Origin of the sequence: Actinomycetospora chlora (genome assembly GCF_039542135.1) — a bacterium.
GTDB lineage: Bacteria > Actinomycetota > Actinomycetes > Mycobacteriales > Pseudonocardiaceae > Actinomycetospora > Actinomycetospora chlora.
Genome location: NZ_BAABHO010000043.1, coordinates 12,495 through 36,910, shown reverse-complemented (window position 1 = coordinate 36,910; position 24,416 = coordinate 12,495). Strand labels below are relative to the sequence as shown.

The window sequence follows — 24,416 nt, the reverse complement described above, 5'->3', positions numbered from 1 at the left end:
CTACGGGGCGTTGACCGTCACGTCCAGCGCCGCGGGCAGCTCGTGGGCGGCCTCGAGCAGACTCGGCCCGTACCAGGTCAGCAGCCGCCCGCTGACCAGCGCCGACGGGGCCGTGAAGCTCTCCGGGCCGTCGTCGGCGGTGAAGCGGTACGGCTCGTCGGGCAGCACGACGAGGTCGTGCGAGGGAAGCTCGGCGGGGTCGAACCTCGGGTAGCGCTCGGGGGAGTCGCCGAGGGCGTTCTCGATCCCGAGACGGGCGAGGACGGCGCCGGTGAACGTGTCCGACCCGACCGCCATCCACGGCTTGCGCCAGATCGGCACGACCGCGCGCCGCGGCGCGTCGGGCAGGGGCAGCGCGTCCCAGGCGGCGCGGGCGCCGTCGATCCAGGCGGGCCGGTCGAGCCCGCACGCGGCGAGCATGCGCTCCAGCGACCGCAGGGCACCGTCGACGGTGCGGATGTCGGTGACGTACACCGCGAGCCCGGCCGCGCGCAGCTTCTCGAGCTCCTCGGGCTTGTTCTCCTCGGCGTTGGCGAGCACCAGGTCGGGACGCAGGTCGACGATCGCGTCGACGTCGGGGTTCTTGGTGCCCCGCACGCGCGTGACGTCGAGGTCGCCGGGGTGGGTGCACCAGTCGGTCGCCCCGACCAGCAGGCCCGGCGCGGTGACGCCCACGGCCTCGGTCAGCGACGGCACCAGGCTCACGACCCGTGTCACGCGCTCCGGGAGCGCGACGTGCCGACCCTCGTCGTCGAGAACGTTCATGCCTCCAGGGTGCCGCAGGACGCGGCCGCGCGCGGTCGGCAGCCGCTAGCTTCTCGGCGTGCGCCCGACCGCCGTCCGCGTGATCGTCGCGATCCTGCTCGCCCAGGCGGCCGTCGCGGTGCTCGCGACGCTGCTCGTGCCGTCGGTGCCGGCGCTCACCCCGCTGCTCGGCCCCACGACGGCGCTGCTGGTCGCGACGCTCGTGGAGCCCTCGGCCGGCGACGTCGCCGTGGCCGGGCTCGCGGTCAACGCCGTGTGGGTGGCGGTCGCGGTGCTGCTGTGGCGGCGCCGGGGCGGTGCGCGGGTCGCGCTGGGCGTCCTCGGTGGGGCCGGGGTCCTGCTGGCGGTGACGTACCTGCTCAGCGCCGAGCCGGTCGAGGCCGTCGCGTTCGCCGTCACGGCCGCCGGCACCGTCGCCGCCCTGGCACTGCTCGGCCGCCGCGAGGTCCGGGACTGGTACCGCCGCGCGGGCTGACCTCCCGCACCCGATACCGTCGGTACCGGCATCGTGCGTCACACCCGGAGGCAGGACTCGTGGACCGTTGGGCGTCGGGGATCGACACCGCCTGGCTGCAGCTCGAGCAGCCGACCAACCGGATGGTGGTGCACGGGGTCCTGTTCTGCGACGGGCCGGTCGACGTCGCCACGGTGCGGAACCGTGTCGCGCAGCGCTGGGTGGCGGCCTACCCCGGCTTCCGCCAGCGGCCGACCTGGCCCGCGGGCGGCCTCGGCCCGGTGCGCTGGGTCGACCACGAGCCCGACCTCGAGCGCCACGTCGACACCGTCGCGCTCGCGGCGCCGGGCGACGACGCGGCGCTGGCCCGCCACGTCGGCGAGCTGATGTCCGGTCCGCTGCCCGACGACCGGCCGTGGTGGGCGATCCACGTGCTGACCGGGTGGGAGGGCGACGGGACCGCGGTGGTGGTGAGCATCCACCACGGGCTGGCCGACGGCGTCGCGCTCAACCACCTCTTCCACGCCCTCGCCGACGAGGCCCCGGGCACCGACGAGGGCACGCCCGTCGCGTACGCGGCGCCCCCGAAGCGTCGCCGCGGTGCCCGCGACGTCCGGCTGGTCCGCCGGGAGATCCCGCAGCGGCTGCGCCGCCTGACCCGTACGGTGGCGGGGTCTTCGCGGCCCGGCGGCGCCGAGGAGCTCGCGGCGACCGGGAGGGCGATCGGGCGCTCGACCGCGCTCATCGCCCGGCCCCCGTCGGACGCCGAGACGGCGCTGCAGGGCGAGCTGGGCACCGAGAAGGCCGCCCGCTGGACCGCGGCGGTCGACCTGTCCGACGTCAAGCGCGTCGGCAAGGAGCACGACGCGAGCGTCAACGACGTCCTCTGCGCCGCGATCGCCGGGGCGCTGCGGGAGTACCTCGGGGGCGACGAGGTGCCGCGCCTGCGCGCCGTCATGCCGACCAACCTGCGCCGGCTGGACCGTCCGGTGTCGCACTGGCTGGGCAACGAGTTCGGCCTGGTGCTGCCGACCATCCCGACCGACGAGCCCGACCCCGCCCGCCGGATCGACCGCGTGCACCGGACGATGTCGGAGATCAAGCGCACCAACCAGGCGCTGGCGACGTTCATCGGCATCGCCGCCGCCGGCCACGGGCGATCGGCCTGGACCCAGGCGCTCGTCGGCCGGTACGCCGAGGCCGCGACGCTGATCATCACCAACGTGCCGGGCCCGGTGCGCGAGCTCTCGATCGCCGGGACGCGGGTGCGCGACCTGCTGTTCTGGGTGCCGTGCTCGGGGCACCTGGCCCTGGGCGTCAGCATCCTGAGCTACGCCGGGCGCGTGCGCCTCGGCGTCGCCGCCGACACGGGCGTGCTGGGCGGCGAGCAGGGTGTCGACCGCTTCGTGGCGGCGCTGGACCGGGAGCTGACCCGCCTGTCGTCGCTCTAGCGCCTGAGGCGTCCCCCGTGACCGGCGGTTACTGGCTGGTATCGCTCGCTCAGCGAGCGATACCAGCCAGTAACGCTCACATGCTGCGGCGGTACTGGCCCCCGACCTCGAAGAACGCGTCGGTGAGCTGACCCAGGGTGCAGACGCGCGCCGCGGACATCAGCTCGGCGAAGACGTTGCCGCCCGAGGTGGCGACGTCCTGCAGCCGGCGCAGGGCCTCCGGGGCCGCGTCGGCGTGGCGGGCCTGGAAGTCGGCCACGCGCTGCAGCTGGCCGTCCTTCTCCTCCTGCGTGCCGCGCGAGAGCTCGAGCGCCGGCGCCTCCTGCTCGGCGTCCTCGGGCGGCAGGAAGGTGTTGACGCCCACGATCGGCAGCGTGCCGTCGTGCTTGCGCGACTCGTAGAGCATCGACTCGTCCTGGATCTTGCCGCGCTGGTAGCCGGTCTCCATCGCACCCAGCACGCCGCCGCGCTCGGCGATCGAGTCGAACTCCTTGAGCACGGCCTCCTCGACGAGGTCGGTCAGCTCGTCGATGACGAACGAACCCTGCAGCGGGTTCTCGTTCATCGACAGGCCCCACTCGCGGTTGATGATCAGCTGGATCGCCAGCGCGCGGCGCACCGACTCGTGCGACGGCGTCGTGACGGCCTCGTCGTAGGCGTTGGTGTGCAGGGAGTTCGCGTTGTCGTACAGCGCGCAGAGGGCCTGCAGCGTCGTGCGGATGTCGTTGAACTGCATTTCCTGCGCGTGCAGCGACCGGCCCGACGTCTGCACGTGGTACTTGAGCTTCTGGCTGCGCTCGTTCGCGCCGTAGCGCTCCCGCATCGCGACGGCCCAGATGCGACGGGCCACCCGCCCGATGACGGAGTACTCCGCGTCCATGCCGTTGGAGAAGAAGAACGACAGGTTGGGCGCGAAGTCGTCGATGTCCATGCCGCGCGCGAGGTAGGACTCGACGTAGGTGAAGCCGTTCGCGAGCGTGAACGCCAGCTGGCTGATGGGGTTCGCCCCGGCCTCGGCGATGTGGTAGCCGGAGATCGACACCGAGTAGAAGTTCCGCACCTGGTGCTCGATGAACCACTCCTGGATGTCGGCCATCATCCGCAGCGAGAACTCGGTGGAGAAGATGCAGGTGTTCTGGCCCTGGTCCTCCTTGAGGATGTCGGCCTGCACCGTGCCGCGCACGTTCCGGTAGGCGTGCTCGGCGAGCTCGGCGCGCTTCTCCTCCGACGGCTGCTCGCCGTGCTCGGAGACGTAGGCGTCCACCTGCTGGTCGACCGCGGTGTTGAGGAAGTAGGCGAGGATCGCCGGGGCCGGGCCGTTGATCGTCATCGACACCGACGTCGTGGGCGAGGTGAGGTCGAAGCCCGAGTACAGGACCTCCATGTCGTCGAGCGACGCGATCGAGACCCCGGACGTGCCGACCTTGCCGTAGACGTCGGGCGGGGTGGCCGGGTCGTGCCCGTAGAGCGTCACCGAGTCGAACGCCGTCGACAGGCGCTTGGCCGGCGAGTCCTGCGAGAGGTAGTGGAACCGGCGGTTGGTGCGGAAGGCGTCGCCCTCGCCGGCGAACATGCGCGCCGGGTCCTCGCCCTCGCGCTTGAACGCGAACACCCCGGCGGTGAACGGGAAGTACCCGGGCAGGTTCTCCTTGCGCAGGAAGCGCAGGACCTCCGCGTCGGAGGTGAACGGCGGCAGCGCGACGCGGTTGACCTTGTTGCCCGACAGCGTCTCGCGGGTCAGCCGGGTGCGCAGCTCCTTGTCGCGGACGTGGACGACCATCTCGTCGCCCGCGTAGGCCTCGACGGTGTCGGCCCAGCCGTCGATGAGCGCCGCGGCCTCGCCGGGCAGGTCGCGCTCGGCCTCGGCGAGCACCTCCGGCAGCGCGCCGGCGTCGCGGTCGCCGACGGCCTCGACGGCCTGGCGCAGCGCCGCGCGCCGGCGGGCTGCGGTGACCATCGCGTCGGTGTCGCGGTGGTAGGCGCGGACGGTGCCGGCGACGTCGGCCAGGTAGCGGGCGCGCTCGGGCGGGATCGAGGCGGCGAAGTCGGTGGAGACCTTGGTGTCCGGGATCGTCAGGCGCCCGTCCCCGACGGTGAGGCCGTGCTCGCCGAGCATGGTGCGCAGGTGGCCGTAGAGGGCGGTGACGCCGTCGTCGTGGAAGGTCGCGGCGCTCGTGCCGAAGACCGGCATGTCCTCCCACGAGGCGCCGAAGGCGTCGCGGTTGCGCACGAGCTGGCGCGCGACGTCGCGGCGGGCGTCGTCGGCGCCGCGGCGCTCGAACTTGTTGATGGCGACGGCGTCCGCGAAGTCCAGCATGTCGATCTTCTCGAGCTGCGACGCGGCGCCGAACTCCGGCGTCATGACGTAGAGGGAGGCGTCGACGACGTCCACGATCCCGGCGTCGCCCTGGCCGATGCCGGGGGTCTCGACGATGACGAGGTCCGCGCCCGACGCGCGCAGCAGCAGGATCGCGTCGCCGAGGTTCTCGGGCAGCGTGCCCCCGCCGCCGCGGGAGGCCATCGAGCGGAAGTAGACCTGCGCCCCGCCGAGGGAGTTCATGCGGATGCGGTCGCCGAGCAGCGCGCCGCCGCCCTTGCGGCGCGTCGGGTCGACGGCGAGCACGGCGATGCGGAGCTTGTCCTCCTGGTCGAGGCGGAAGCGGCGCACCAGCTCGTCGGTCAGCGACGACTTGCCCGAGCCGCCGGTGCCGGTGATGCCGAGGACCGGGACGTGCCGGCCCTCGGCGGTCGAGCGCGCGCGGTCGCGGACCTCGTCGGGCAGCCCGCCGGCCTCCACCACGGACAGGGCGCGGGCCAGCGTCGCCGGCTCGCCGGTGAACACGCCGTCCCAGCTGGACGGGGGCTGCGCGCCGAGGTCGACGTCGCAGTCCCGGATCATCGTGTTGATCATCCCGGGCAGGCCGAGGCGCTGGCCGTCGGTGGGGGAGAAGATGCGGGCGACGCCGTGGGCGTGCAGCTGGTCGATCTCCTCCTGGACGATCACGCCCCCGCCGCCGCCGTAGACCTTGACGTGCCCGGCGCCGCGCTCGCGCAGCAGGTCGACGAGGTACGAGAAGTACTCGACGTGCCCGCCCTGGTACGAGCTGATGGCGACGCCGTGGGCGTCCTCCTGGATCGCGGCGGTGACGACCTCGTCGACCGAGCGGTTGTGCCCGAGGTGCACCACCTCGGCGCCCTGGCGCTGCAGGATCCGCCGCATGATGTTGATCGCCGCGTCGTGCCCGTCGAACAGGCTTGCCGCGGTGACGAAGCGGATCGGGTGGGTCGGGACGTACAGGTCGTCCGTCATCGTTCCTCGCAGTCCGGGGTCGGCACCTCGTACGGAATACTAGGACGTCCAAGCGTTTCGGTGCGAGCGAGACACGTCACTCACGTAGAGAAGCGATCTACTGCGCTGAACGAGTGAATAGCTGGGTGAGCAGAGCGGGTTCTGGTTACTGTGCGTCCATCACGTCCGCGCCGTCCCCCGGGAGCCCGCCATGACCACGCCCACCTTCCCCGCCTCGGACGACGCCGCGTCGCGTCCCACGTCGGTCGTCGGCCAGGTGCCCGCGTCCGCCCAGCCGACGGCGGTGGTCGGCCAAGCGCCCGCCTCGCCCCCGGGGTATCCGCCGGGGTGGGGGCAGGACGCGACGGGGACCGGCCAGGCGGGCTTCGGACAGCCCGGGTACGGCCCCGCGACCGCCTACGCCCAGCCCGCGCCCTACGCCCAGCCCTACGGCCGGCCCGGCCCCGGCGGCTACGGCCCGCCGCCCACCGGCGGGATGCCCGGCTACGGGATGCAGCAGCCGCCGGCGCCGAAGAAGCGCGGCTGGATCGGCTGGCTGGTCGGCGGCGTCGCGCTCCTGCTGGTGATCGGCGTCGTCGGCGCCTTCCTGCTGCTCTCCGGCGGCAGCACCTACATCGGCGTGTCGAGCAACCGCGTGGCGATCCCGGACGACAACGCGGCCGGGGTCACCGACTCGATCATCGTCGACGGGTCCGGCCAGGTGCAGAGCGTGCACGTCGAGGCGACGATCACGCACCCCTACACCTGCGACCTCACCGTCTCGCTGATCTCGCCGCAGGGCACCGAGATCCCCCTGGCCGACCCGCAGACCTGCGACCGCGCCAACCCCAACCTCAGCGTCGTCATGGACAGCACGACGCCGGGCAGCCCGCTCGCCCAGCTCACGGGTCAGGAGGCCGGCGGTGAGTGGAAGCTGCACGTCGTCGACTCCGTCGGCGTCGACGAGGGTGCGGTCACCGGCTGGGGCCTGACCGTCAACACCGACTGACCCGGTCGGCGTCGCCGGCTGGTCCGCGTGCGCCTCGCCTGAACGAACGAACGGCGCCCTCGCTGCTACCGAAGCAGCGAGGGCGCCGTTCGTTCGTCACCGGGCGGGTGGGCGGGTGCTCAGCGGGTGCGCTCGGCGTGCAGGGCGAGGACGCCGACCATCGAGCCGGCGCCGAGGAGCTCGCCCGCGAGGGCCAGGCGCAGCGCCTCCGCGAACGGGATCCACGTCGCGCGACCCGGCTCGTAGGGGTCGAGCGGCTCGTCACCGGTGACGGCGCCGGTCCACACGTGCACCGACATCGGCGCCTCGGCCATCCCGGGCAGGGGCTGGAACGCGATCAGCGTGCGGCCCGGGCCGGAGGGCGCCCAGCCGGTCTCCTCGGCGGCCTCGCGGGCGGCCGCGGTCATCGGGTCCTCGCCCGGCTCGACGACACCGCCGGGCAGTTCCCACCCTTCGAGGTCCACGACGTGACGGTGCGTGCGCAGCACGAGCACGCGATCCTCCTCGTCGAGGACGAGCGCAATGGCCGCTTCGGGAAATATTGCCCGGTCGTGATCGAAACGGTCGCCGGCCGGCGCAGTAACGTCCTCCACCTCCACACGAAGAGTGCGGCCGGTCCACGCGGTGTGGCGCGAATGGACGACCCAGGAATGGTCCGGTTGCGGAGTGTCCTGGGTCATGTGTCGGGGTACCAGGCAGTCCCGGCCCACGGGCCGCCCGTTGACGAAGGAGTAGCGGTGATCATCCTCGGTGTCATCCTCCTGATCCTGGGCTACGTGCTCTCGATCTCGATCCTCATCACGGTGGGGTGGATCTTGGTCGTCGTGGGCCTCATCCTCACCATCCTCGGCGCCATCGGCCGTCCCATCGGTGGCCGCAAGACCTATTTGTAGCCACCCCGACACCCGGCGGCCCGGTTCCCTCGACGAGGGGGCCGGGCCGTCGTCGTGTACGCGATGTGATCAGCCCCCCGCGGCGTGGCGCTCCCGCTCGAGGCGGGCCACCAGCTCGCCCGCGGGCTCCTCGGTGACCGCCCGCCACCCCGTGCCCGCCCACAGGTGCACGGCCTCCGGGTCGCCGGCCTGCGCGGCCGCCGCCCGGACCGGTCGCGTGAGGTGGTGCAGCTCGGGATAGGCGGGCGGGGCGTCGGCGGCGTGCTCGTCGGTGAAGCGGTTGGCCAGCCCGCGGGCGGGCCGCCCGGTGAACGCCCGGGTGACGACGGTGTCGCGGGAGCCGGGAGCGAGCAGCGCGGCCCGGTGGGTGGCCGACGTGCCTGCCTCGGGGCAGGCGAGGAACGCCGTCCCCAGACCGGCGGCGACCGCGCCCGCGGCCAGCACCTGCGCGACGCCCGCGCCGCCGGTGATGCCGCCCGCGGCGACGAGGGGCAGGTCGGTGACCGCGCGGACCGCGGGCAGCAGCGTCGCGAGCGGTTCGGCGCCGGCCTCGGCATCCCCGCCGGCGTCCACGTGCACGCCCCGGTGCCCACCCGCCTCCCGCCCCTGCACCCACAGCGCGTCGAACCCCTGCCCGGCGGCGGCGCGGGCCTCGTCCGCTGCGGTCACGGTGGCCATCAGGACCGCGCCGGTCGCCCGCAGCGCGGCGAGGCGCTCGGGGGAGGGCAGCGCGAACGTCACCGAGACGATCGCCGGACGGTGCCGCGCCAGGACGGCGATCTTCGCGTCGACCGCGTCGTCGTCGGCGCGCGGCTCGCCCAGGGCCACGCCGTAGCGCTCGGCCTCGCCGCGCAGCGTCCGGGCGTAGGCCGCGACGGCCGCGGCCCGGCGGTCGGGGTGCGGGTCGGGGCCCGCGGGCAGGAAGAGGTTCACGCCGTAGGGCGCCGCGCTCCGCTCCTCGAGCTCGCCCAGCCGGGCGTCGAACGCCTCCGCGGTGAGGTAGCCGCCGGCGAGGAACCCCAGGCCACCGGCCCCGGCGACGGCCGCGACCAGTGCCGGCGTGGACGGGCCGCCCGCCATCGGCGCGGCGATCACGGGCACGGCGAGCGCAGGGAGGGCGGGCACGTCCCGCATCGTGCGCGCGTCAGCCCCGGAAGGCGAACTCGCCCGCGGCGTCCCACGGCCCGCCGCGGTAGTGCCACAGCCCCAGCCCGGTGATCGTCGCCGTCCACGGCACGTGCTCCGCGGCGAGCTCGGCGAGCGTGGCCCGCGCCGTCTGTGGGTCGACCTTGTTCTGCACGGTGACGTGCGCCCGCAGCCGCTGCTGGTCCTGGCGGGTCAGGTCGCCGGTGAACGCGCGGGCGATGCGGTCGTGCACGGCGCCGAGGCCGGGGGCGTCGAGCGGGTGCGCGACGCCGCGGCCCAGCGGGACCGGCGGCTGCACCGTCGCGGGGATCGGCGCCCGGTCGGTGACGTCGTCGAGGACGTCGCGGACCTCGGCGAGACGCTCGCCGGGCAGGGCGTGGAAGAGCGTCAGGTGGGCCCCGACGACGCGGCGACCCGCGGGGAACCACCGCCGGCGGCGGTCGTCGAGCTCGGCCTGGCTGTCGGCGTCGAGGAGCGCGGTGACGATGAGCGGGTCGGTCACGAGATCACCGACCCGGATGTCGGGGTCGAGCTCCGCTCCGCTGCGTCTCCCGCCGCCCAACCGTCGGGGTCCTCCCACGCCTGCAGCACCCGCCGGCTGGTGAACCGCCGCTCCCGCCCGGTGCGCGGGTCGGGGAACGCGAGCTCGCGGGCTAGCAGCTGCAGGGGCGCGCGGAAGTCGTCGAGCGGCACGTCGCGCACGGCGGGGTAGAACGGGTCGCCGAGCAGCGGCAGGCCCAGCGAGGCCATGTGCACGCGCAGCTGGTGGGTGCGCCCGGTCCGCGGCGTGAGCCGGTAGCGGGCGGTCCCGTTCCTCGCCTCGACCAGCTCCACCAGCGTCTCCGCGTTCGGCTCGCCGGGCACCTCCCGCGCCGTGACGACCCCCCGCTCCTTGACGATCCGGCTCCGCACCACCCGCGGCAGCGCGAGCGCCGGGTCGTGCGGTGCGACCGCCTCGTAGACCTTCGTGACGCGGCGGTCGCGGAAGAGGTTCTGGTAGGTCCCGCGCCGGTCGGGGTCGATCACGAAGAGCACCAGCCCGGCGGTGACGCGGTCCAGCCGGTGGGCCGGGCTCAGCGCGGGCAGCCCGAGCTCGTGGCGCAGGCGCACGAGCGCGGTCTCGCGCACGTGGCGGCCCCGTGGGATGGTCGCGAGGAAGTGCGGCTTGTCGACCACGACGATCTCCTCGTCGCGGTGCACCACGTCCACCGCGAACGGGACGGGCGCCTCGTCGGGCAGGTCGCGGTGGAACCAGATCACCGACCGCGGCACGAACGGCGCGTCGAGGGCCAGCGGGCCGTCGTCGCCGACGATGCGGCCCTCGGCGAGCATGGCGTCGACCCGCGCCGAGGGCACCGGCAGGCGCTCCACGAGGTGGTCGCGCAGCGTCGCCCACGGCCCGTCGTCGGGCATCCGCACCCGCGCCGGGTCGAGCCCGTCGCGCGGCGGGAGCGGGGGACGGCGGCGGGGCACGGCCCGAGGTTACGGACCCTCAGATCAGGGCGCGGGCCAGACCGGTCGCGACCTTGTCGAGCGTCGCCTCGGGGACCTTGCGGTAGTCCTCCTCGTCGCGGTTCCGCCACATGCGCTCGGCGAAGGTCCAGGCCAGATCGCGGGTGCCGACGACGAGCAGGTCCCCGAGGACGTTGCCCGCCCGGTCGAAGATCGAGTCGTGCCCGCCGACGTCCGACCACGGGGCGTCGAAGTCCTCGCAGAGGGAGTCCATGTTGCGCGCGAAGATCGTGTTGATCGCCTGGTAGTCGGCGTACTGCGCCTCGGTCGTGCCGAACGGCGCGTCGGGGAACTTCTCCCACACGTCGAGCAGGGCGAACGCGAGGTCGAAGTTGACGTGGGCGTTGACTCCCGCGGCCGCGAAGCGCCATTCCTCCGTGTCCGGCTCCTGCCGGCGCTCGAACAGCAGCTCCCAGCAGCCGGGGGCCTCCTGGCCCGCGGTGCCGTGGCGCAGGATCGCGTTCAGGTAGCGCTGGGCGAAGGCGATGTCGAGCTCGATGATGAACCGCCCGCAGCGGAACAGCGAGCCGTTGTCGTAGGACGCGAGGACGTCCTTCGTGATCTGCCGGTAGAGCCGTGCGAAGCAGGCCATGCCGTCCTTCTCGCCCAGCGGCGAGAGCGCGGCGGCCACCGTCGCGATCCGGTCGAGCCGGTCGACGACCGAGGGGACGTCGGTCAGCTGCTCCCGGGCGAGGCCGGTCAGGGAGGCCTTGTTCCCGGCCAGGGTGGTGTGGTCGTCGTCGCTCATCGTGGTCCCCCGTTGCTGGTGGGTCGTGCGCGCACGCGCTGGAGCAGCGCGGCGGCCTGGGTGCGCGAGCGCGTGCCCGTCTTGGCCAGCACGCGCGAGACGTGCACGGCGACGGTGCGCTCGCTGATGTAGAGACGGTGGGCGATCTCGCGGTTGGACAGCCCGTCGGCGAGGACGGCGAGCACCTCGTGCTCGCGGGAGGTCAGCGACGACAGCTCGGGCGCCCGGGTGGCCGCGGCGGCCGCCGGCGTGGCCGGGGCGGCGACGACGACGGCGTCGCCGGCGTGTGCCACGTCGAGGCGGGCCCGGTGGGCCAGGGCCGCGATCTCGGCGAGGAACGGGCCCGCGCCCATCTCGGTGGCGGTCTCGGCGGCCGCGCGCAGCGCCCGGGCCGCCTCGCCGCGCCGCGTGCCGGTGGCGAGCAGGGCCTCCGCGCGGCGCAGCAGCGCGTACGCCGCGGGGTAGGGGTTGAGCAGGGCGCTCCACATCTCGGCGACCTGGCCCCACGCGACCGGGTCGGACGCGCCGGCGACGCGGCTCGACTCGGCCCGGCACATGCGGGCGTAGGCGACGACCGTGCGGCGCAGGGCCGGGACCGTGTGCGGCACGCGGCGCTCGAGGTGGGCGACGTGGCGGGCGAGCCGGTCGAGCGCCGGACGGTCCGCGCCCATGCCGTGGCTGACCGCCTCCGCCTCGGCCCGCAGCCCGTGCCACACCAGCGGCGCGACGAGGAAGACGTCGTCGGGGGTGTGCTCGGCGACGTCGAGGCCGCGGGCGACGAGGTCGCGGGCGAGGTCGGGGCGGCCGCGCCACATCTCCACCCCGGAGCGCAGCGTCAGCAGCGGCACGCGGTACCGGGAGGCGACGGTGGCGCGGCGGGGCGCGTCGGCCTCGGCGGCCTCGGCGGCCGGGGTGGTGTCCGCGTCCTCGCCGGTGCCGTCGAGGGCGAGCAGGTCGACCGCGCGCAGGTCCTCGTCGGCCTCGACGAACTCGCCGCGCCCGACCTGCAGCCGGCACCGGGCGAGCCGCACCTCGAGCGCGTCGGCCCCGGTGGGGGCGAGCGCCCACGCCTCGTCGACGGCGTCGGAGGCCTCGGCCCAGCGTCCGAGACGGAACAGGCCGTTGGCGGCGGTGGCGAGCAGGCGCACCCCGACCGAGCGGGCGAGCCCGAGGTCGCGCATCCGGGCGACGCCCTGGCGCGCGACCTCGACGCCCTCGTGCAGCTCGTTCAGCGGGCCCGACAGGAGGTCGGCCCACGACTGGTACGCGCGGCCGATCGCGGCCGGGTCGCCGGAGCGCTCGGCGGTCATCAGGCCCTCGGCGACCGCGGCCAGGCCGGCGTCGGGGTTCTCCAGGTAGGCCAGCGCGAAGCCGAGGGTGGCGAGCATCGGCGCCTGCTCGGGCAGCTCGCCGGCGGCGCGGGAGACCGCGAGCGCCCGCTCGGCCTCGCGGCGGGCGCCCCGCACGTCACCGGTGATCAGCAGGGCGTCGGCGTGGGCGGCGTGCACCGCGGCCAGCGCCGGGTCGCCGTCGGCGGTCGCCGCGGCGTCGTGCAGCACGGCGACGGCGTCGCGCGTGTGCCCGGCGTCGAGCAGGGAGCGGCCGAGCCGCACGACCGCGGGCAGCTCGCCGACCCCGGCCGTCGCGGGGTCGGGCACGATCCGGCGCAGGAGGTCGACGGCCGCGTCGTACTCGCCGGCGAGGTGCGCGGTGTCGGCGGCCCGCCGCAGCAGGGTCCCCCGCTCGCCGTCGCCGGCGGGGAGGGCGCGCGGGGTCTGGCCCGGGGCGAGGCGGGCGGCGGGGGAGGCGACCTCGGTGAGCTCGAGGGCGGCCATGTACTGGCGGTACGCCGTGCCGAACTCGTGCATCTGCTCGGCGAGGTGGGCCGCGTGCACCACGGCGGGCAGCGCGCGGTCCGGGTCGTCGGCCCGGGCCCAGTGGTGGGCGCGCCGCAGCGCGACCGCCGGGTCGTCGTCGGCGGCGGCGGTCCGCGGGACGGCCGGGTCGGGGTCGAGGGCCAGGGCGTAGCGCCGGTGCAGGCGCCGGCGCTCGCCGGGCATCAGGTCCGCGGCGACCACGTCGCGCATCAGACCGTGGCGCAGGCCGTAGCCCTCGACCTCGCCGTCGACGACGACGACCGCGGCGTCCGCCGCCTCGCGCAGCGCGTCGACCAGCTCGTACTCCTCGGCCCCGACCACCGCGGCGAGCAGCCCGTGCGCCACCGGCTCCTCGCCCAGCGCGATGGCCTGGACCACGGCCCGCGCCGCCCGGCCGAGCGCCGCGACCCGCCCGAGGACCAGCCCGCGCAGGCCGGGGGACAGGCCGTCCGCGTCGCCCTCGGAGACCGCGGCGAGGGTCTCGGCGACGATGAAGGCGTTGCCGGCCGAGCGGTGCCAGACGAGCCGGGCGAGGCCGGGGTCGCCGCCGGCGTCGGTCACGATGCCCTCGACGACGTCCCGCGGCAGCGGCCCGAGCTCGAGCATCCGCACCGCCCGGTCGCGGGCGAGCTCGGGGAGCATCCGCTGCAGGGGGTGGCTGGGGTCGAGGGCGTCGGAGCGGGCGGTGCCGACGACGAGCACCGGGTCGTCGACGAGGTGGGCCACGAGCGTGACGAGCAGGTCGCGGGTCGAGCGGTCGGCCCAGTGGAGGTCGTCGAGGACGAGCAGCACCGGGGCGTGGCTCGCGACGTCGGTGAGGACGCGGCGCACGATCTCGAGCAGGTGGCCGGTGGAGGGGGCGGCGACCCGGGGGCCGGGCTCCAGCAGCGGGGTGAGCTCCTCACGCCACGGGTCGAGCAGGGCCCGGGCGGCGAGTGCGGCGGGCGGGGCGTCGTCGGGGACGCGCAGCGCGCGCCGCAGGCCGGTGGCGACCGGCCACAGCGGCAGCTGCTCGCCGACGTCGATGGCCGCGCCGTAGACGACGACGCCGCCGTCGGCCTCGGCCCGCTCGGCCAGCCCGCGCACGAGACGGGTCTTGCCGGCGCCCGCGTCGCCGGTGAGGACGACGGTCAGTGCGCCCTCGGTGACCGCGCGTCGCCAGTACCGGGCGAGGGTGGCCGCGTCGGCCGCCCTCCAGGGCGCCTCCCCGGTCTCCGGATCGGTCGTCGGAGCCCCCTGACCTGGCACGACGACGACGCTAGAGGGGGGCGGACGACGCCGTCCAGGGCACTAGTCAGGGTCCGCCGGCCGCCTGCGGGGCCCCTAGTCATTTCTGCCTATGTACGCACCGCTCGATGATCGGTGAGGCTGTGTCCCGAGGGCGGGACGACGGTCGTCGGGGGGCCGGGTGGGGGTCGCGCCGACGTCCTCGCGCTCGCCCGTGCACGTCGGCCGGGCGCGTGGCGGGGAGGGGGAGACGGGGTAGGCCGGCGGGCGCCCGGGGGGACGCCCGCGCCCCCCGTCTCCCCCTTCCTGTGCCTCAGCCCCAGAGCCGCTGTGTGGCGATCGCGGCGCCCGCCGAGAGCGCCCGGAACTTCTCCCACACCACCGACGGGTGCACCTCGGGCGCGTAGCTCGCGCGGGAGGAGAACCCGCAGTCGGCGCCGGCGATGACGTTCTCCCGCCCGACGCAGGACGCGTACCAGCCGATCATGTCGGCGATCAGCTCCGGGTGCTCCACGTAGTTCTGCGCGTGCCCGAGCAGGCCCGGGATGAGCACCGCGCCGTCGGGCAGCGGCAGGTCCTGCCAGACCTTCCACTCGTGCATGTGCCGCGGGTTCGCGACCTCGAACGAGTAGGCCCCGGCGTGGATGCCGAGCATGTAGGGCGCGACCTCGCCCATCCCGATGTCGTGCACGCGCGGGCCGTGGTTGAGCCCGTAGCAGGTGTGCAGGCGAATCTTCTCGGTCGGGATCCCGCGCAACGAGTGGTTGACGATCTCGGCGTGCTCGCGGGCGGTGCGGTCGCGCTCGCCGGGCTCGAGGGACGGGTCGGACAGGATCTCGATCAGCCACGGGTCGTCGACCTGGAGCACGAAGCCGGCGTCGACGATGGCCAGGTACTCCTCGCGCAGCGCCTCCCCGACGGCCTCGTAGTACTCGCGGTCGGTCGGGTAGTACTCGTTGCGGCCGAACCCGCGCGGCGACGTCGAGGGCATGAAGGCCTCGACGACGCCGGAGACACCGGCGAGGGCCTTGTGCAGGTTCGCGAGGTCGGTCTGCAGCTCCTCCTGGCCGGTGTAGGACACCGGCCCGACGCAGGCGATGCTCTGCATCGGCGCGACGGTCTTCGTGTACTTGCCGAGGTAGCCCGCGTAGTACTCCGGGAAGGCGTCGATCTCGACCTGCCAGGACGGCGGCAGGAGCCGCTCGCCCGAGTCGGGGGAGAAGCCGTCGAGCCGGCGCTGCACGTACGTCGCGAAGCTGACCTTGCCCATCTCGCCGTCGGCGACGACGTCGATGCCCACCTCCCGCTGGCGGGCCACGACGTCGGCCACGGCGTCGGTCACCTGCCGGGCGAACAGGTCGGCGTCGTACGGCCGCCCGTGCTCCTTCTCCCGCATGGTGTCGAGCAGGGCCTCGGGGCGGGCGAGGCTGCCGACGTGGGTCGTCAGGACGCGGTCGGTGCTGCGCTGCATGGTGCCCGACGCTAGGAGCGGCGGGAGGCCGTCGGCACCGTCCTGTTCCGGTGCGGCGAACGCGCGGCGGCGGCCGCCCCTCAGCTGCGGGCGCGCTCCAGGTCGGCCGAGACGCGGGCGGCCGCGCGCCGGACGCCCTGGACGACGGCCGGCTTGCGCGGGCCCAGGATGCGCGACGTCGGCGCCACGACCGACAGGGCGGCCACGGGGTGCGGCCGCCCGCCGCGGCTCAGCGTGATCGGCGCGGCGATCGACGACCACCCGGGCTCGAACTCCTCCCGCGACGTGGCGTAGCCCTGCTCGCGGGTGGTGGCGAGGATCTGCCGGTAGCGCCCCGGGTCGACCACGGTGAACGGGGTGTAGCGCTGCAGGCCGCGCTCGAGGATCGCCGTGATCAGCGCCGGGTCGCCCGCCGCCAGCACCCGGCCCGCGCTCGACGAGTGCGCCGGGTTGCGGCGGTGCTCGCTGCGGAAGCGGACGTTCATGCTCGCGGCCTCGGCGCGCTCGACGTAGAGCACGTCGGTGCCCACCACGACGCCGAGCTGGATGGTCTCGCGCAGCAGCTCGCGCAGCTCGCCCATCGCGGGCAGGGCCACGTCGCGCAGCATGAGCCGGTCGACGGCGAGCTGGCCGTACTCGAACAGGCGCAGGCCCAGGCGGTAGCGGCCCGAGCCGGTGCGCTCGAGCAGCCCGCCGGTGGACAGCGCGGCGAGCATCCGGCATGCGGTGCTCTTGGCGATGCCGAGCCGGGCGGCGACGCGCGTGGCGCCGAGCTCGGCCTCGTCGGCGAAGCAGTCGAGCACCGCGACGGCGGTGGAGACCGACCGCAGCGGCGAGTCGTCCTCTCCGGCCGGAGCGGGCCCGTCGAGGTCGAGCGGGGGGAGGGACAGGACGCTCATCGGTTCAGGCCTCCCACTGGGGAAATTCGTCCGGCGGCGGCACGTTCACCTCGGTGACCCGGTTGCGGTAGGAGACGAACGCCGTCCGGCCCCCCTCCCGCATCTTGATCCGGATCTCCTCGGTGTTCAGCGGCTCGCCCGGGTCGTAGCCGTGCGCCCAGGTGGCGAACGCGCGCATGGGCCCGGAGTGGGTCGCGGCGATGATGCGGCGGTGGGTCAGCGAGCCGTCCGGCCGCGTCGACTCGGTGATCAGCCGGTGGAACCCCCGCCAGAACCGGCGCACGCACATCGCCGGCGGCTCGAAGTACATCATCGGGATCGTCAGCCACTCCTGGATCGGGTCGGCCCCGCCCAGCTGCGTGCGGTAGAACCGGTCGATCTCGACGAGCCACCGCGGGCGGTCGCCGACGGCGAGGCGCTCGAGGGTCTCGTTCGTGGCCTGGTACTGCCGGAACGCCGAGGTGACGTCGCGCAGGCCGTCGGGGGTCCACACCCCGAAGTTGCGCAGCTCCGGGATCGGCTCCTTCTCGCTGATCTCCGCGTCGATGCCCCACATCGCGAGGCCGTCGGTGACGCCGTTGTAGAGCTGGTCGGCGGTCTGCCGCGCGCGGTTGGTGTCGGCGCAGACCAGGCGGACCTTGTCGCCGGCGTCGAACCGGCGGGCCAGCTCGTGGCCCCGGCGGTGCGCCTGCCAGCCGCCCATCGGCGTCAGGCCCGCATCGGTGGAGTAGCCCTGGGTGATGCCGTGCCGGATGATCGAGATCTCGCAGACGATCTTCTCCGACGCGCGCCGCTCCACCGGGGCGGCGATCTCCTTGCCGCGGCTCGCCTCGGCGAGGGCCGGCGTGAACTCCTTGCCCTCGTAGGTGACCGTCTGGGTCTCGACGGGCGCCGAGCCCCGCTCGCGGAAGCGGCGCAGGTAGAGCGGCGTGCCGTCACCCTCGGGCGGCGCCTCGGGAGCCGTCGGGGCGGCCGCCGCGCTCGCGCGGTCGGACTCCGGGGCCTTCTGGCCACCGCGGCGCGAGCGGTAGCGCGACAGGTAGTCCGGAGCCTCGTACCGGTGCACCGAGCGGGCGTCGGGCCGGTTGTCGGTGCTGGTCATCGAACTGCCCCCATCAGGAGTGAACAGTGAAGAAGCGCTCGTTGACCTGGCGGTGGTAGTAGAAGATGGCGCGCCCCATCTCCTCCTCGGTCCAGGTGATCGGCTCGAAGTCCGGGTCGACCCAGTAGCCGCCGGTGAAGAGCTCGTTGCGGTTGCCGGCCGGGTCGAAGAAGTACGTCGTGTAGCCGCGGGTGACGCCGTGGCGCGTGGGGGCCACGTCGATCGGCACCCCGTGGTACGCGAGCGCGTCGGCGGCCTCGCGGATGCCGTTCCAGTCGTCCATCCAGAACGCGAAGTGGTGCAGCGCCCCGTTCGGGCCGGTGATGACGGCGATGTCGTGCGGGGTGTGGGAGTGCTCGAGGAACGTCGCGAGCTGGTGGCCGTCGTTGGCGAGGATCTGCTCGGTGAGCCGGAACTCCAGCAGCTCGCAGAAGAACGCGGTGAACGCCTCGACGTCCTCGGCCATGACGAACAGGTGGTCCAGCCGCGGCGGCGCGATGCCGATGAGGTCCTGCGGCCGGGGCGGCGGGTTGGTCTTCGGCAGCATGTTGCCGATGCGCTCGGTGCCGTGCGTCAGCTCGACGAGGTGGCCCGACGGCGCCTCGAAACGGATCGCCTCGCCCCAGCCCGGGCCGAGCTCGCGGGCCGCGAAGCGCTTGACCGGCACCCCGGCCGCCTCGAGCTTCGTCGTGAAGTGGTCGAGGTCCGAGGCCTCGTTGAGCTTGAACGACATGTGGTCGAGGCCGTAGGTGGGGGCCTCGCGCAGGATCACCGAGTGGTGCTCGCGCTCGTCCCAGCACTTGAGGAACACCCGCGGGGCACCGTCGCGCTCGTCGCGCGCGGTCTCCACGAGGCCCAGGACCTCGGTGTAGTAGGCGGTCGCGAGCTCCAGGTCGGGGACCCGGACCTCGACGTGCTGCAGCCGGATGATCCGGTCGGACGTTGTTGCCACGGTCGACGTCCCCTTTACGTGTGCATCCGCAGGAAGCGCTGGCTGACGACGTTCTCGTAGTAGAAGAGGCCCTTGCCGAAGTTGTCCTCGGTCCAGGTGAGGATCTCGGTGTCGGGGTCGACCCAGTAGCCGCCGGTGAAGACCTCGTTGCGGATGCCGAGCGGGTCGAAGAAGTAGATCGTGTTGCCGCGGGTGACGCCGTGCCGCGTCGGGCCCTGGTCGATCTGCACCCCGTTGTAGGCCAGCGTGTCGGCGGCCTTGCGGATGCTGTCCCAGTCGTCGAGCCAGTAGGCCCAGTGGTGCAGGGCGCCGTTGGGGCCGTTGACGATGGCGATGTCGTGGGGCGAGCGGGTGTTGCCCGCGAGCCACACGCCGAGCTGGTGGCCGTTGCCGTCGAGGACCTGCTCGGTCATGCGCATGCCGAGCACGTCGATGAAGAACGCCGCGGACTCGGCGACCTCCTCGGCGTTGACCAGCATGTGGTCCATCCGCGGCGGGGCGATGCCGGGCAGGTCGGGCGGCGGCACCGGCGACGGGTTGTGCTTGCCGAGCATGTTGCCGGTCTTCTCGATGTCCCAGACCAGCTCCATGATCTGGCCCGACGGCACCTCGAACCGGATCGACTCGCCCTGGCCGACGGCGCCGCCGCGGCTCACGCGCGACGTCGGGCAGCCGTAGGCCTCGACCTTCTTCTCGAACTCGTGGAGGTCGTCCTCCTCCTCGACGCGGAACGTGAAGGAGTCCATCCCGGTGCGCGGGTTGTAGCGCATCCGCAGGGAGTGGTGGTCCTCCTCGTCCCAGCACTTGAGGTAGACGCAGTCGTCGGTGCGCTGCACCTGCTGCAGTCCCATGACCTCGGTGTAGTAGGCGGCCGACAGATCCAGGTCGGGCGTGCGGACGTCGACGTGGGCCAGGCGGAGGATTCCCATCCCGGGCTCCCTTCGGGCTTCCTTGACGTCGCGACGCTAACCGTCCTAGCGTTCCGGAAGGAAGAAGCGCCGTTCCGGATGTCGGAACAGGCGGTCTTGACGGAGGTGAGCCGAGTGCCCGACCCGATGGCGATGCGCCGCGCCGTCGCGGGCTACGTCGAGGGCATCCACCGCGCGTACCTCAAGCAGGCCGAGACGTTCCCGCCGGCCGTGCGCGGACGCCTGCCGTTGCTGGCCGCGGGCCGGCTGACCGTGGCCGCCGTCGGCGCGCGCAACCTGCACATCCTGGCCACCACCGAGGGCCTCGGGCCCCCGCAGGGGCAGGAGGTCGAGCTCCCCGGGTCGCTCGACGGGCTCGAGTGGAGCGTGCGCTTCTACGACCCGGTGGTCGTGCCGGCGCTGGGGCTCATCGACGAGTCCGAGGGGCCGGCGTCGGAGAGGGTCCGCGGCGCGCTGGGCATCTCCACCGTCGTCTACCACGTGGTGACGCAGCCGGGCTCCGGTCTCTCGCCGCACCACGCGGGCCACGTCGGCTCGGGGCTCGCGAGCGCCCACTCCGCCGCGGCGCGCGACTTCGAGCGCCTGCGCGACCGGGCCCGCGGCCGCGAGGCGCTGGTCGACGAGATGGAGGGCGCCGCCGTCGCCGGCCTCGCCCGCGCCCAGATCCTGCTCGCCCGTGCCATCCGCCCCTACGACGCCGCCGTCGGCGAGGCCGTCGACGCGGCCCTGCGCCCGGGGGCGACGCCCGACCCGGACGCGGTGCGGAAGGTGCTGCTGGCGTCGCTGACGGAGGAGCCGGCGTGAGTGATGCGCCGCTGCAGACCGTCACCAACGCGGCCCGGCTGCTCAAGGCGTTCCTCACGCGCGAGGAGTCCCTGGGCGTCTCCGAGCTGGCCCGCCGCCTCGGGCTGGGCAAGAGCGCCGTGCACCGGCTGCTGACCACCCTCGCCGGCGAGGGCCTCGTCGAGCAGGACCCCCACACCGGGGGCTACCGGCTCGGGCTCGTGGTGTTCGAGCTGGGCGAGGCCGTGCGCGTCCACATGGACCTGCACGCCGCCGCCGGCTCCGTGCTCGCCCACCTGCGCGAGGAGACCGGCGAGTCCGCCCAGGTCGGGATGCTCGACGGCCACGACGTCGTCTACGTCGACCGGCTCGAGTCCAGCCACGCGCTGCGCCTGTTCACCGAGACCGGCCGGCGCGTGCCGGTGCACTGCACCAGCTCGGGCAAGGTGCTGCTCGCCTTCGCGCCCGAGCCCGTGCGCGAGCGCTACCTCGCCACCGCGACGCTCACCCGGCACACGCCGCACACGGTCACCGACCCCGACGAGCTGCGCCGTGCCCTCGTCACCGTGCGCGCCCGCGGCTGGGCCGACGCCGTCGACGAGCGCGAGCTCGGCGTGGCCTCCCTGGCGGCGCCGATCCGCGACGTGCGCGGCGCGGTCGTCGCGTCGATCGGCATCGGCGCGCCCGTCACCCGCTTCCGCGCGATGCCCCGCAAGCGCCTGGCCCGCACCGTCGTCGAGGCCGGTGAGGCCGTGTCCCGCCGCCTCGGGTGGTCCGAAGAGGCACCGGTACTGGAGAAGGAGAGCTGAGTGGCCGTCACCGACCCCGCTGCGAAGGCGCGGGCGCTGTACGAGGCGCGGCGCACCCGCGTGCCGATCGCGCCGTTCACCGACAGCGAGCCCGACCTGGACATGGCCGACGGCTACGCCATCCAGCAGGAGCTCGTGCCGCTGCTGCTCGCCGACGGCGACCGGGTGGTGGGGCACAAGGTCGGCGTCACGTCGGCGGCCATGCAGAAGATGATCGGGATCGACACCCCGGACTACGGGCCGGTGCTCGCCTCCACGGTCTACCGCGACGGCGACGCGATCCCGCTCTCGCGCTTCATCGCCCCCAAGGTCGAGGCCGAGATCGTGTTCGTCCTAGGCTCGCGGCTGCAGGGGCCCGGGGTCTCGCCGACCGACGTCGCCCCGGCCGTCGCCGGGGTCGCGGCCGCGATGGAGATCGTCGACTCCCGCATCGCGGACTGGCGCATCAAGCTCGCCGACACCGTCGCCGACATGGCCTCCAACGGCGCCGTCGCGGTGTCGTCGCGGCTCGTGCCGCTGGCCGGCCTCGACACGCGGCTGATCGGGATGACGTTCACGCGCAACGGCGAGCTCATCGACACCGGGGCCGGGGCCGCCGCGCTCGGTGACCCGCTGGCCGTCGTCGCGTGGCTGGCCAACGTGCTCGGCGAGGTCGGGGTGGCCCTCGAGCCGGGTCACATGATCATGACGGGCGCGCTGCACGCGGCCGTCCCGCTGGCGGCGGGCGACGTGTTCCGCGCCGAGTTCGACCGGCTCGGGCCGGTGACGATCCGGGTGGAGGCCTGACCATGAGCGCTGATGTCCATGAACTGGCGTCCCGGCTGACGAAGGCGGTCAGCGGGCGCACGGCGATCGACCCGCTCACCGACGACGTCCCGGACCTCGACCTCGAGGCGGGCTACGCCGTGCAGCGCGTGCTGCGCGAGCAGGCCGGGCCGCTCGTGGGCTGGAAGCTCGGGGTGACCTCGCGGGCCAAGCAGGCGCAGGTCGGGGTGTCCGACCCGGTCTTCGGCTTCCTGCCCGGCGCCGCGGCGCTGGACCTCGGCGAGCCGCTGATCTCCGGCGAGCTCATCCAGCCGCGCGCCGAGCCGGAGATCGTCTTCCGCCTCGGGCAGGACCTCGCCGGCGAGCACGTCACGGCGTCCGACGTGCTCGCAGCGACGTCCGGGCTCGCGGTGGGCATCGAGATCCTCGACTCCCGGTTCCGCGACTACCGCTTCACCATGGCCGACGTCGTCGCGGACAACACCTCGGCCGCCCGCTTCGTCGTGGGCACGCCCGTGCCCGCCGCCGGGATCGACGTCCGTCTGGTCGGCGTGCTGCTGGAGAAGAACGGCGAGCTGGTGGCCACCGCCTCGGGCGCGGCCTCCCTCGGCCACCCGGCCGCGGCCGTCGCCTGGCTCGTGCGCCGCCTCGCGGCGCAGGGCGAGGGCCTCGCCGCCGGCGAGGTCGTGCTGTCCGGCGGCCTCACCGCCGCCACCCCCGTCGCCCCCGGCGACGTCGTCACCGTGACCATCGACCGTCTCGGCACGGTCGAGCTCGCCTGCGCCTGAAGGAGACCGCCGTGCCGCTCGTGCAGATCACCCTCGCCCGGGGCCGCAGCCCCGAGCAGCTCGCCGCGCTGGGGGAGGAGGTCACGGCCGCGGTCACGCGCGCGGTCGGGGCGCCCGCGGAGAACGTGCGCGTCGTCGTCACCGAGTGCGAGCCGGAGCTCTGGTTCGTGGGCGGGGAGTCGCTGTCCGCGCTGAGGGCCTCGGGCCGGCGGTGACCCTCGTGCGGGTCGACGGGCCGGGCGTCGTCACGAGTGACGACGGCCGGCGCTTCGTCGCGCTCGCGCTGCCCGACGGCTGGCGCGTCGTCGACGCCGTCTGCCCGCACAACCAGGGCCCGCTCGAGCAGGGCTGGGTTCGGGAGGGCCGCACGCTCGTCTGCCCCTGGCACTGGTACCGCTTCGACCTCGACACCGGCGCGTGCTCGACGTCCCCGCAGCACGTCCTCGGCGTCCACCCCGTACGGGAGATCGACGGCGTCGCCTACGCCGACGTCGGCGAGCCGCCGCGGCCGATGTCGTGGTCCGAGCGGCTGCGCGCGCACGCGCGGGAGTAGCGGCCCGGCATCGGTTCGGAGCGATCTCCCGCGGGGGCGCCGGAGGAGACCGGGTGGGAGGTATGTTGCCGCGCGTGTCCTCCCCCTTCGGCGGTTCCGGCTCGGGTGACCCCAACCGCCCGGAGTCGTTCGGGTCCCAGCCCACCCAGTACGGCCCGCAGGCCGACCCGAACGCGGGCGGCTACTCGCCCTACGGGCAGCAACAGGGGTCGGGGCCGCAGCCGTACTACGGCGGGCAGGATCCCTACCAGCAGGGCTACGGCCAGCAGCCGGGCTATGGCCAGCAGCCCGGCTATGGCCAGCAGCCTGGCTATGGCCAGCAGGGCTACGGCCAGCAGGGGTACGGGCAGCAGGGTTACGGGCAGCCCGGCTACGGCCAGCAGCCCGGCTACGGGCAGCCGGGGTACGGCCAGCAGCCCTACGGCCAGTACGGGCAGCCGTACGGCCAGCAGGGCTACTACGGGCAGCAGCCGCCCAAGAAGAACAAGGCGCTGCCGTGGATCCTCGGCGGCGTCGGGCTCGTCGTCGTCATCGTGGTGGTCCTCGTCCTGGTGTTCACCCTCGGCGCGAGCGGCCCGATCAGCGGCGCGTCGTCGCGCTCGCAGGCGATCCCTGACGACAGCCCCGCCGGCGTCACCGACGTGATCAACCTCGACGGCTCGGGGACGGTGTCGTCGATCCAGGTCGGCGTCACGATCACCCACCCCTACACGTGCGACCTCGTGGTCACCCTGCGCTCGCCGCAGGGCGCGACGGCGACGCTCGCCGACAGCAACGACTGCGACCGCAGCCGGCCGGGCCTCGCCCTGCAGCTCGACAGCCGCCAGGGCGGCCCGCTGACCTCGCTCGTGGGCCAGCAGGCCTCCGGCCCCTGGACGCTGCAGGTCGTCGACGACGTCGCCATCGACCGCGGCACCCTCGACAGCTGGAACATCACCGTCAACCGGTAGGCGCGGGCCACCTCCTCGCCCGCCCGTCTGAGCGAGGGTGCCCC

At 74.3% G+C, this 24,416-nt stretch carries 24 protein-coding genes; 11 read left to right on the top strand and 13 right to left on the bottom strand.

What is annotated here, in order from left to right; all coding sequences use genetic code 11:
• Positions 1–765 (bottom strand): helical backbone metal receptor, encoded by a 765-nt coding sequence (locus ABD994_RS22735; RefSeq protein ID WP_345420580.1) that lies wholly within the window; start codon positions 763–765, stop codon positions 1–3.
• Between the two features lie 58 nt (positions 766–823).
• Between ABD994_RS22735 and ABD994_RS22730 the strand changes: the two genes are divergently transcribed.
• Positions 824–1,240, top strand: coding sequence for a hypothetical protein (locus ABD994_RS22730; RefSeq protein WP_345420577.1), 417 nt, complete (start codon positions 824–826; stop codon positions 1,238–1,240).
• Positions 1,241–1,299: 59 nt separating this feature from the next.
• On the top strand, positions 1,300–2,670 hold the full coding sequence (locus tag ABD994_RS22725; protein ID WP_345420574.1) for a wax ester/triacylglycerol synthase family O-acyltransferase: 1,371 nt from the start codon (positions 1,300–1,302) through the stop codon (positions 2,668–2,670).
• Between the two features lie 76 nt (positions 2,671–2,746).
• Here ABD994_RS22725 and icmF read toward each other — a convergent pair whose 3' ends face one another.
• The gene (gene icmF / locus ABD994_RS22720) at positions 2,747–5,980 is read right to left on the bottom strand and encodes a fused isobutyryl-CoA mutase/GTPase IcmF (protein ID WP_345420571.1); all 3,234 of its coding nucleotides are present in this window, start codon (positions 5,978–5,980) and stop codon (positions 2,747–2,749) included.
• A gap of 190 nt (positions 5,981–6,170) precedes the next feature.
• Between icmF and ABD994_RS22715 the strand changes: the two genes are divergently transcribed.
• On the top strand, positions 6,171–6,968 hold the full coding sequence (locus tag ABD994_RS22715; RefSeq protein ID WP_345420563.1) for a proprotein convertase P-domain-containing protein: 798 nt from the start codon (positions 6,171–6,173) through the stop codon (positions 6,966–6,968).
• A gap of 119 nt (positions 6,969–7,087) precedes the next feature.
• Here the strand turns inward: ABD994_RS22715 and ABD994_RS22710 are convergent, their stop codons facing one another.
• Positions 7,088–7,456: an NUDIX domain-containing protein gene (locus ABD994_RS22710; protein ID WP_425550109.1), complete on the bottom strand. Its 369-nt coding sequence runs from the start codon at positions 7,454–7,456 to the stop codon at positions 7,088–7,090.
• Here ABD994_RS22710 and ABD994_RS31710 point away from each other — a divergent pair.
• Positions 7,436–7,861: a hypothetical protein gene (locus tag ABD994_RS31710; RefSeq protein ID WP_425550107.1), complete on the top strand. Its 426-nt coding sequence runs from the start codon at positions 7,436–7,438 to the stop codon at positions 7,859–7,861. The genes ABD994_RS22710 and ABD994_RS31710 overlap by 21 nt on opposite strands.
• A 69-nt stretch (positions 7,862–7,930) precedes the next feature.
• On the opposite strand, the gene ABD994_RS22705 is transcribed toward ABD994_RS31710, so the two are convergent.
• The 10 genes from ABD994_RS22705 to ABD994_RS22660 all read right to left on the bottom strand — a co-directional run bounded on the left by ABD994_RS22705 (position 7,931) and on the right by ABD994_RS22660 (position 19,724).
• Positions 7,931–8,995, bottom strand: coding sequence for a nitronate monooxygenase (locus ABD994_RS22705; protein ID WP_425550106.1), 1,065 nt, complete (start codon positions 8,993–8,995; stop codon positions 7,931–7,933).
• 10 nt (positions 8,996–9,005) lie between these two features.
• Positions 9,006–9,509, bottom strand: a complete 504-nt coding sequence (locus ABD994_RS22700; protein WP_345420550.1) for a 2'-5' RNA ligase family protein — start codon at positions 9,507–9,509, stop codon at positions 9,006–9,008.
• Positions 9,506–10,420 carry an RluA family pseudouridine synthase gene (locus tag ABD994_RS22695; protein ID WP_425550108.1) on the bottom strand — a complete coding sequence of 305 codons (915 nt, stop codon included), beginning with the start codon at positions 10,418–10,420 and terminating at the stop codon, positions 9,506–9,508. The genes ABD994_RS22700 and ABD994_RS22695 overlap by 4 nt, the downstream gene beginning before the upstream one ends.
• A 79-nt stretch (positions 10,421–10,499) precedes the next feature.
• On the bottom strand, positions 10,500–11,267 hold the full coding sequence (locus ABD994_RS22690; RefSeq protein ID WP_345420544.1) for a DUF5995 family protein: 768 nt from the start codon (positions 11,265–11,267) through the stop codon (positions 10,500–10,502).
• The gene (locus ABD994_RS22685) at positions 11,264–14,392 is read right to left on the bottom strand and encodes a helix-turn-helix transcriptional regulator (RefSeq protein WP_345420541.1); all 3,129 of its coding nucleotides are present in this window, start codon (positions 14,390–14,392) and stop codon (positions 11,264–11,266) included. Before ABD994_RS22685 ends, ABD994_RS22690 begins: the two co-directional genes overlap by 4 nt.
• Before the next feature lie 292 nt (positions 14,393–14,684).
• The gene (locus tag ABD994_RS22680; RefSeq protein ID WP_345420538.1) at positions 14,685–15,842 is read right to left on the bottom strand and encodes a cobalamin-independent methionine synthase II family protein; all 1,158 of its coding nucleotides are present in this window, start codon (positions 15,840–15,842) and stop codon (positions 14,685–14,687) included.
• Positions 15,843–15,922: 80 nt separating this feature from the next.
• Positions 15,923–16,741: an IclR family transcriptional regulator gene (locus ABD994_RS22675; RefSeq protein ID WP_345420535.1), complete on the bottom strand. Its 819-nt coding sequence runs from the start codon at positions 16,739–16,741 to the stop codon at positions 15,923–15,925.
• 4 nt (positions 16,742–16,745) lie between these two features.
• Positions 16,746–17,843 (bottom strand): histidine phosphatase family protein, encoded by a 1,098-nt coding sequence (locus ABD994_RS22670; RefSeq protein ID WP_345420532.1) that lies wholly within the window; start codon positions 17,841–17,843, stop codon positions 16,746–16,748.
• A 13-nt stretch (positions 17,844–17,856) separates the two neighbouring features.
• Positions 17,857–18,795 carry a catechol 2,3-dioxygenase gene (locus tag ABD994_RS22665; protein WP_345420529.1) on the bottom strand — a complete coding sequence of 313 codons (939 nt, stop codon included), beginning with the start codon at positions 18,793–18,795 and terminating at the stop codon, positions 17,857–17,859.
• Positions 18,796–18,809: 14 nt separating this feature from the next.
• A complete protein-coding gene (locus ABD994_RS22660; protein WP_345420526.1) occupies positions 18,810–19,724 on the bottom strand; it encodes a catechol 2,3-dioxygenase in 915 nt (304 codons plus the stop codon).
• 114 nt (positions 19,725–19,838) lie between these two features.
• On the opposite strand from ABD994_RS22660, the gene ABD994_RS22655 reads away from it, so the two are divergent.
• From ABD994_RS22655 to ABD994_RS22625, 7 genes are all read left to right on the top strand, one after another.
• A complete protein-coding gene (locus ABD994_RS22655; protein ID WP_345420523.1) occupies positions 19,839–20,528 on the top strand; it encodes a hypothetical protein in 690 nt (229 codons plus the stop codon).
• Positions 20,525–21,316 (top strand): IclR family transcriptional regulator, encoded by a 792-nt coding sequence (locus ABD994_RS22650; protein WP_345420520.1) that lies wholly within the window; start codon positions 20,525–20,527, stop codon positions 21,314–21,316. Before ABD994_RS22655 ends, ABD994_RS22650 begins: the two co-directional genes overlap by 4 nt.
• A complete protein-coding gene (locus ABD994_RS22645) occupies positions 21,317–22,102 on the top strand; it encodes a 2-keto-4-pentenoate hydratase (RefSeq protein WP_345420517.1) in 786 nt (261 codons plus the stop codon). It begins immediately after the preceding gene.
• Between the two features lie 2 nt (positions 22,103–22,104).
• Positions 22,105–22,869 (top strand): 2-keto-4-pentenoate hydratase, encoded by a 765-nt coding sequence (locus ABD994_RS22640; protein ID WP_345420514.1) that lies wholly within the window; start codon positions 22,105–22,107, stop codon positions 22,867–22,869.
• A gap of 11 nt (positions 22,870–22,880) precedes the next feature.
• Complete coding sequence (locus ABD994_RS22635; RefSeq protein ID WP_345420511.1) at positions 22,881–23,084, top strand: 2-hydroxymuconate tautomerase; 204 nt, start codon at positions 22,881–22,883, stop codon at positions 23,082–23,084.
• Entirely contained in the window at positions 23,081–23,422 is a 342-nt protein-coding gene (locus ABD994_RS22630; protein WP_345420509.1) for a Rieske (2Fe-2S) protein, read from the top strand. The genes ABD994_RS22635 and ABD994_RS22630 overlap by 4 nt, the downstream gene beginning before the upstream one ends.
• A 74-nt stretch (positions 23,423–23,496) precedes the next feature.
• Positions 23,497–24,372, top strand: coding sequence for a proprotein convertase P-domain-containing protein (locus ABD994_RS22625; RefSeq protein WP_345420507.1), 876 nt, complete (start codon positions 23,497–23,499; stop codon positions 24,370–24,372).
• The last annotated feature ends 44 nt before the right edge of the window (positions 24,373–24,416 follow it).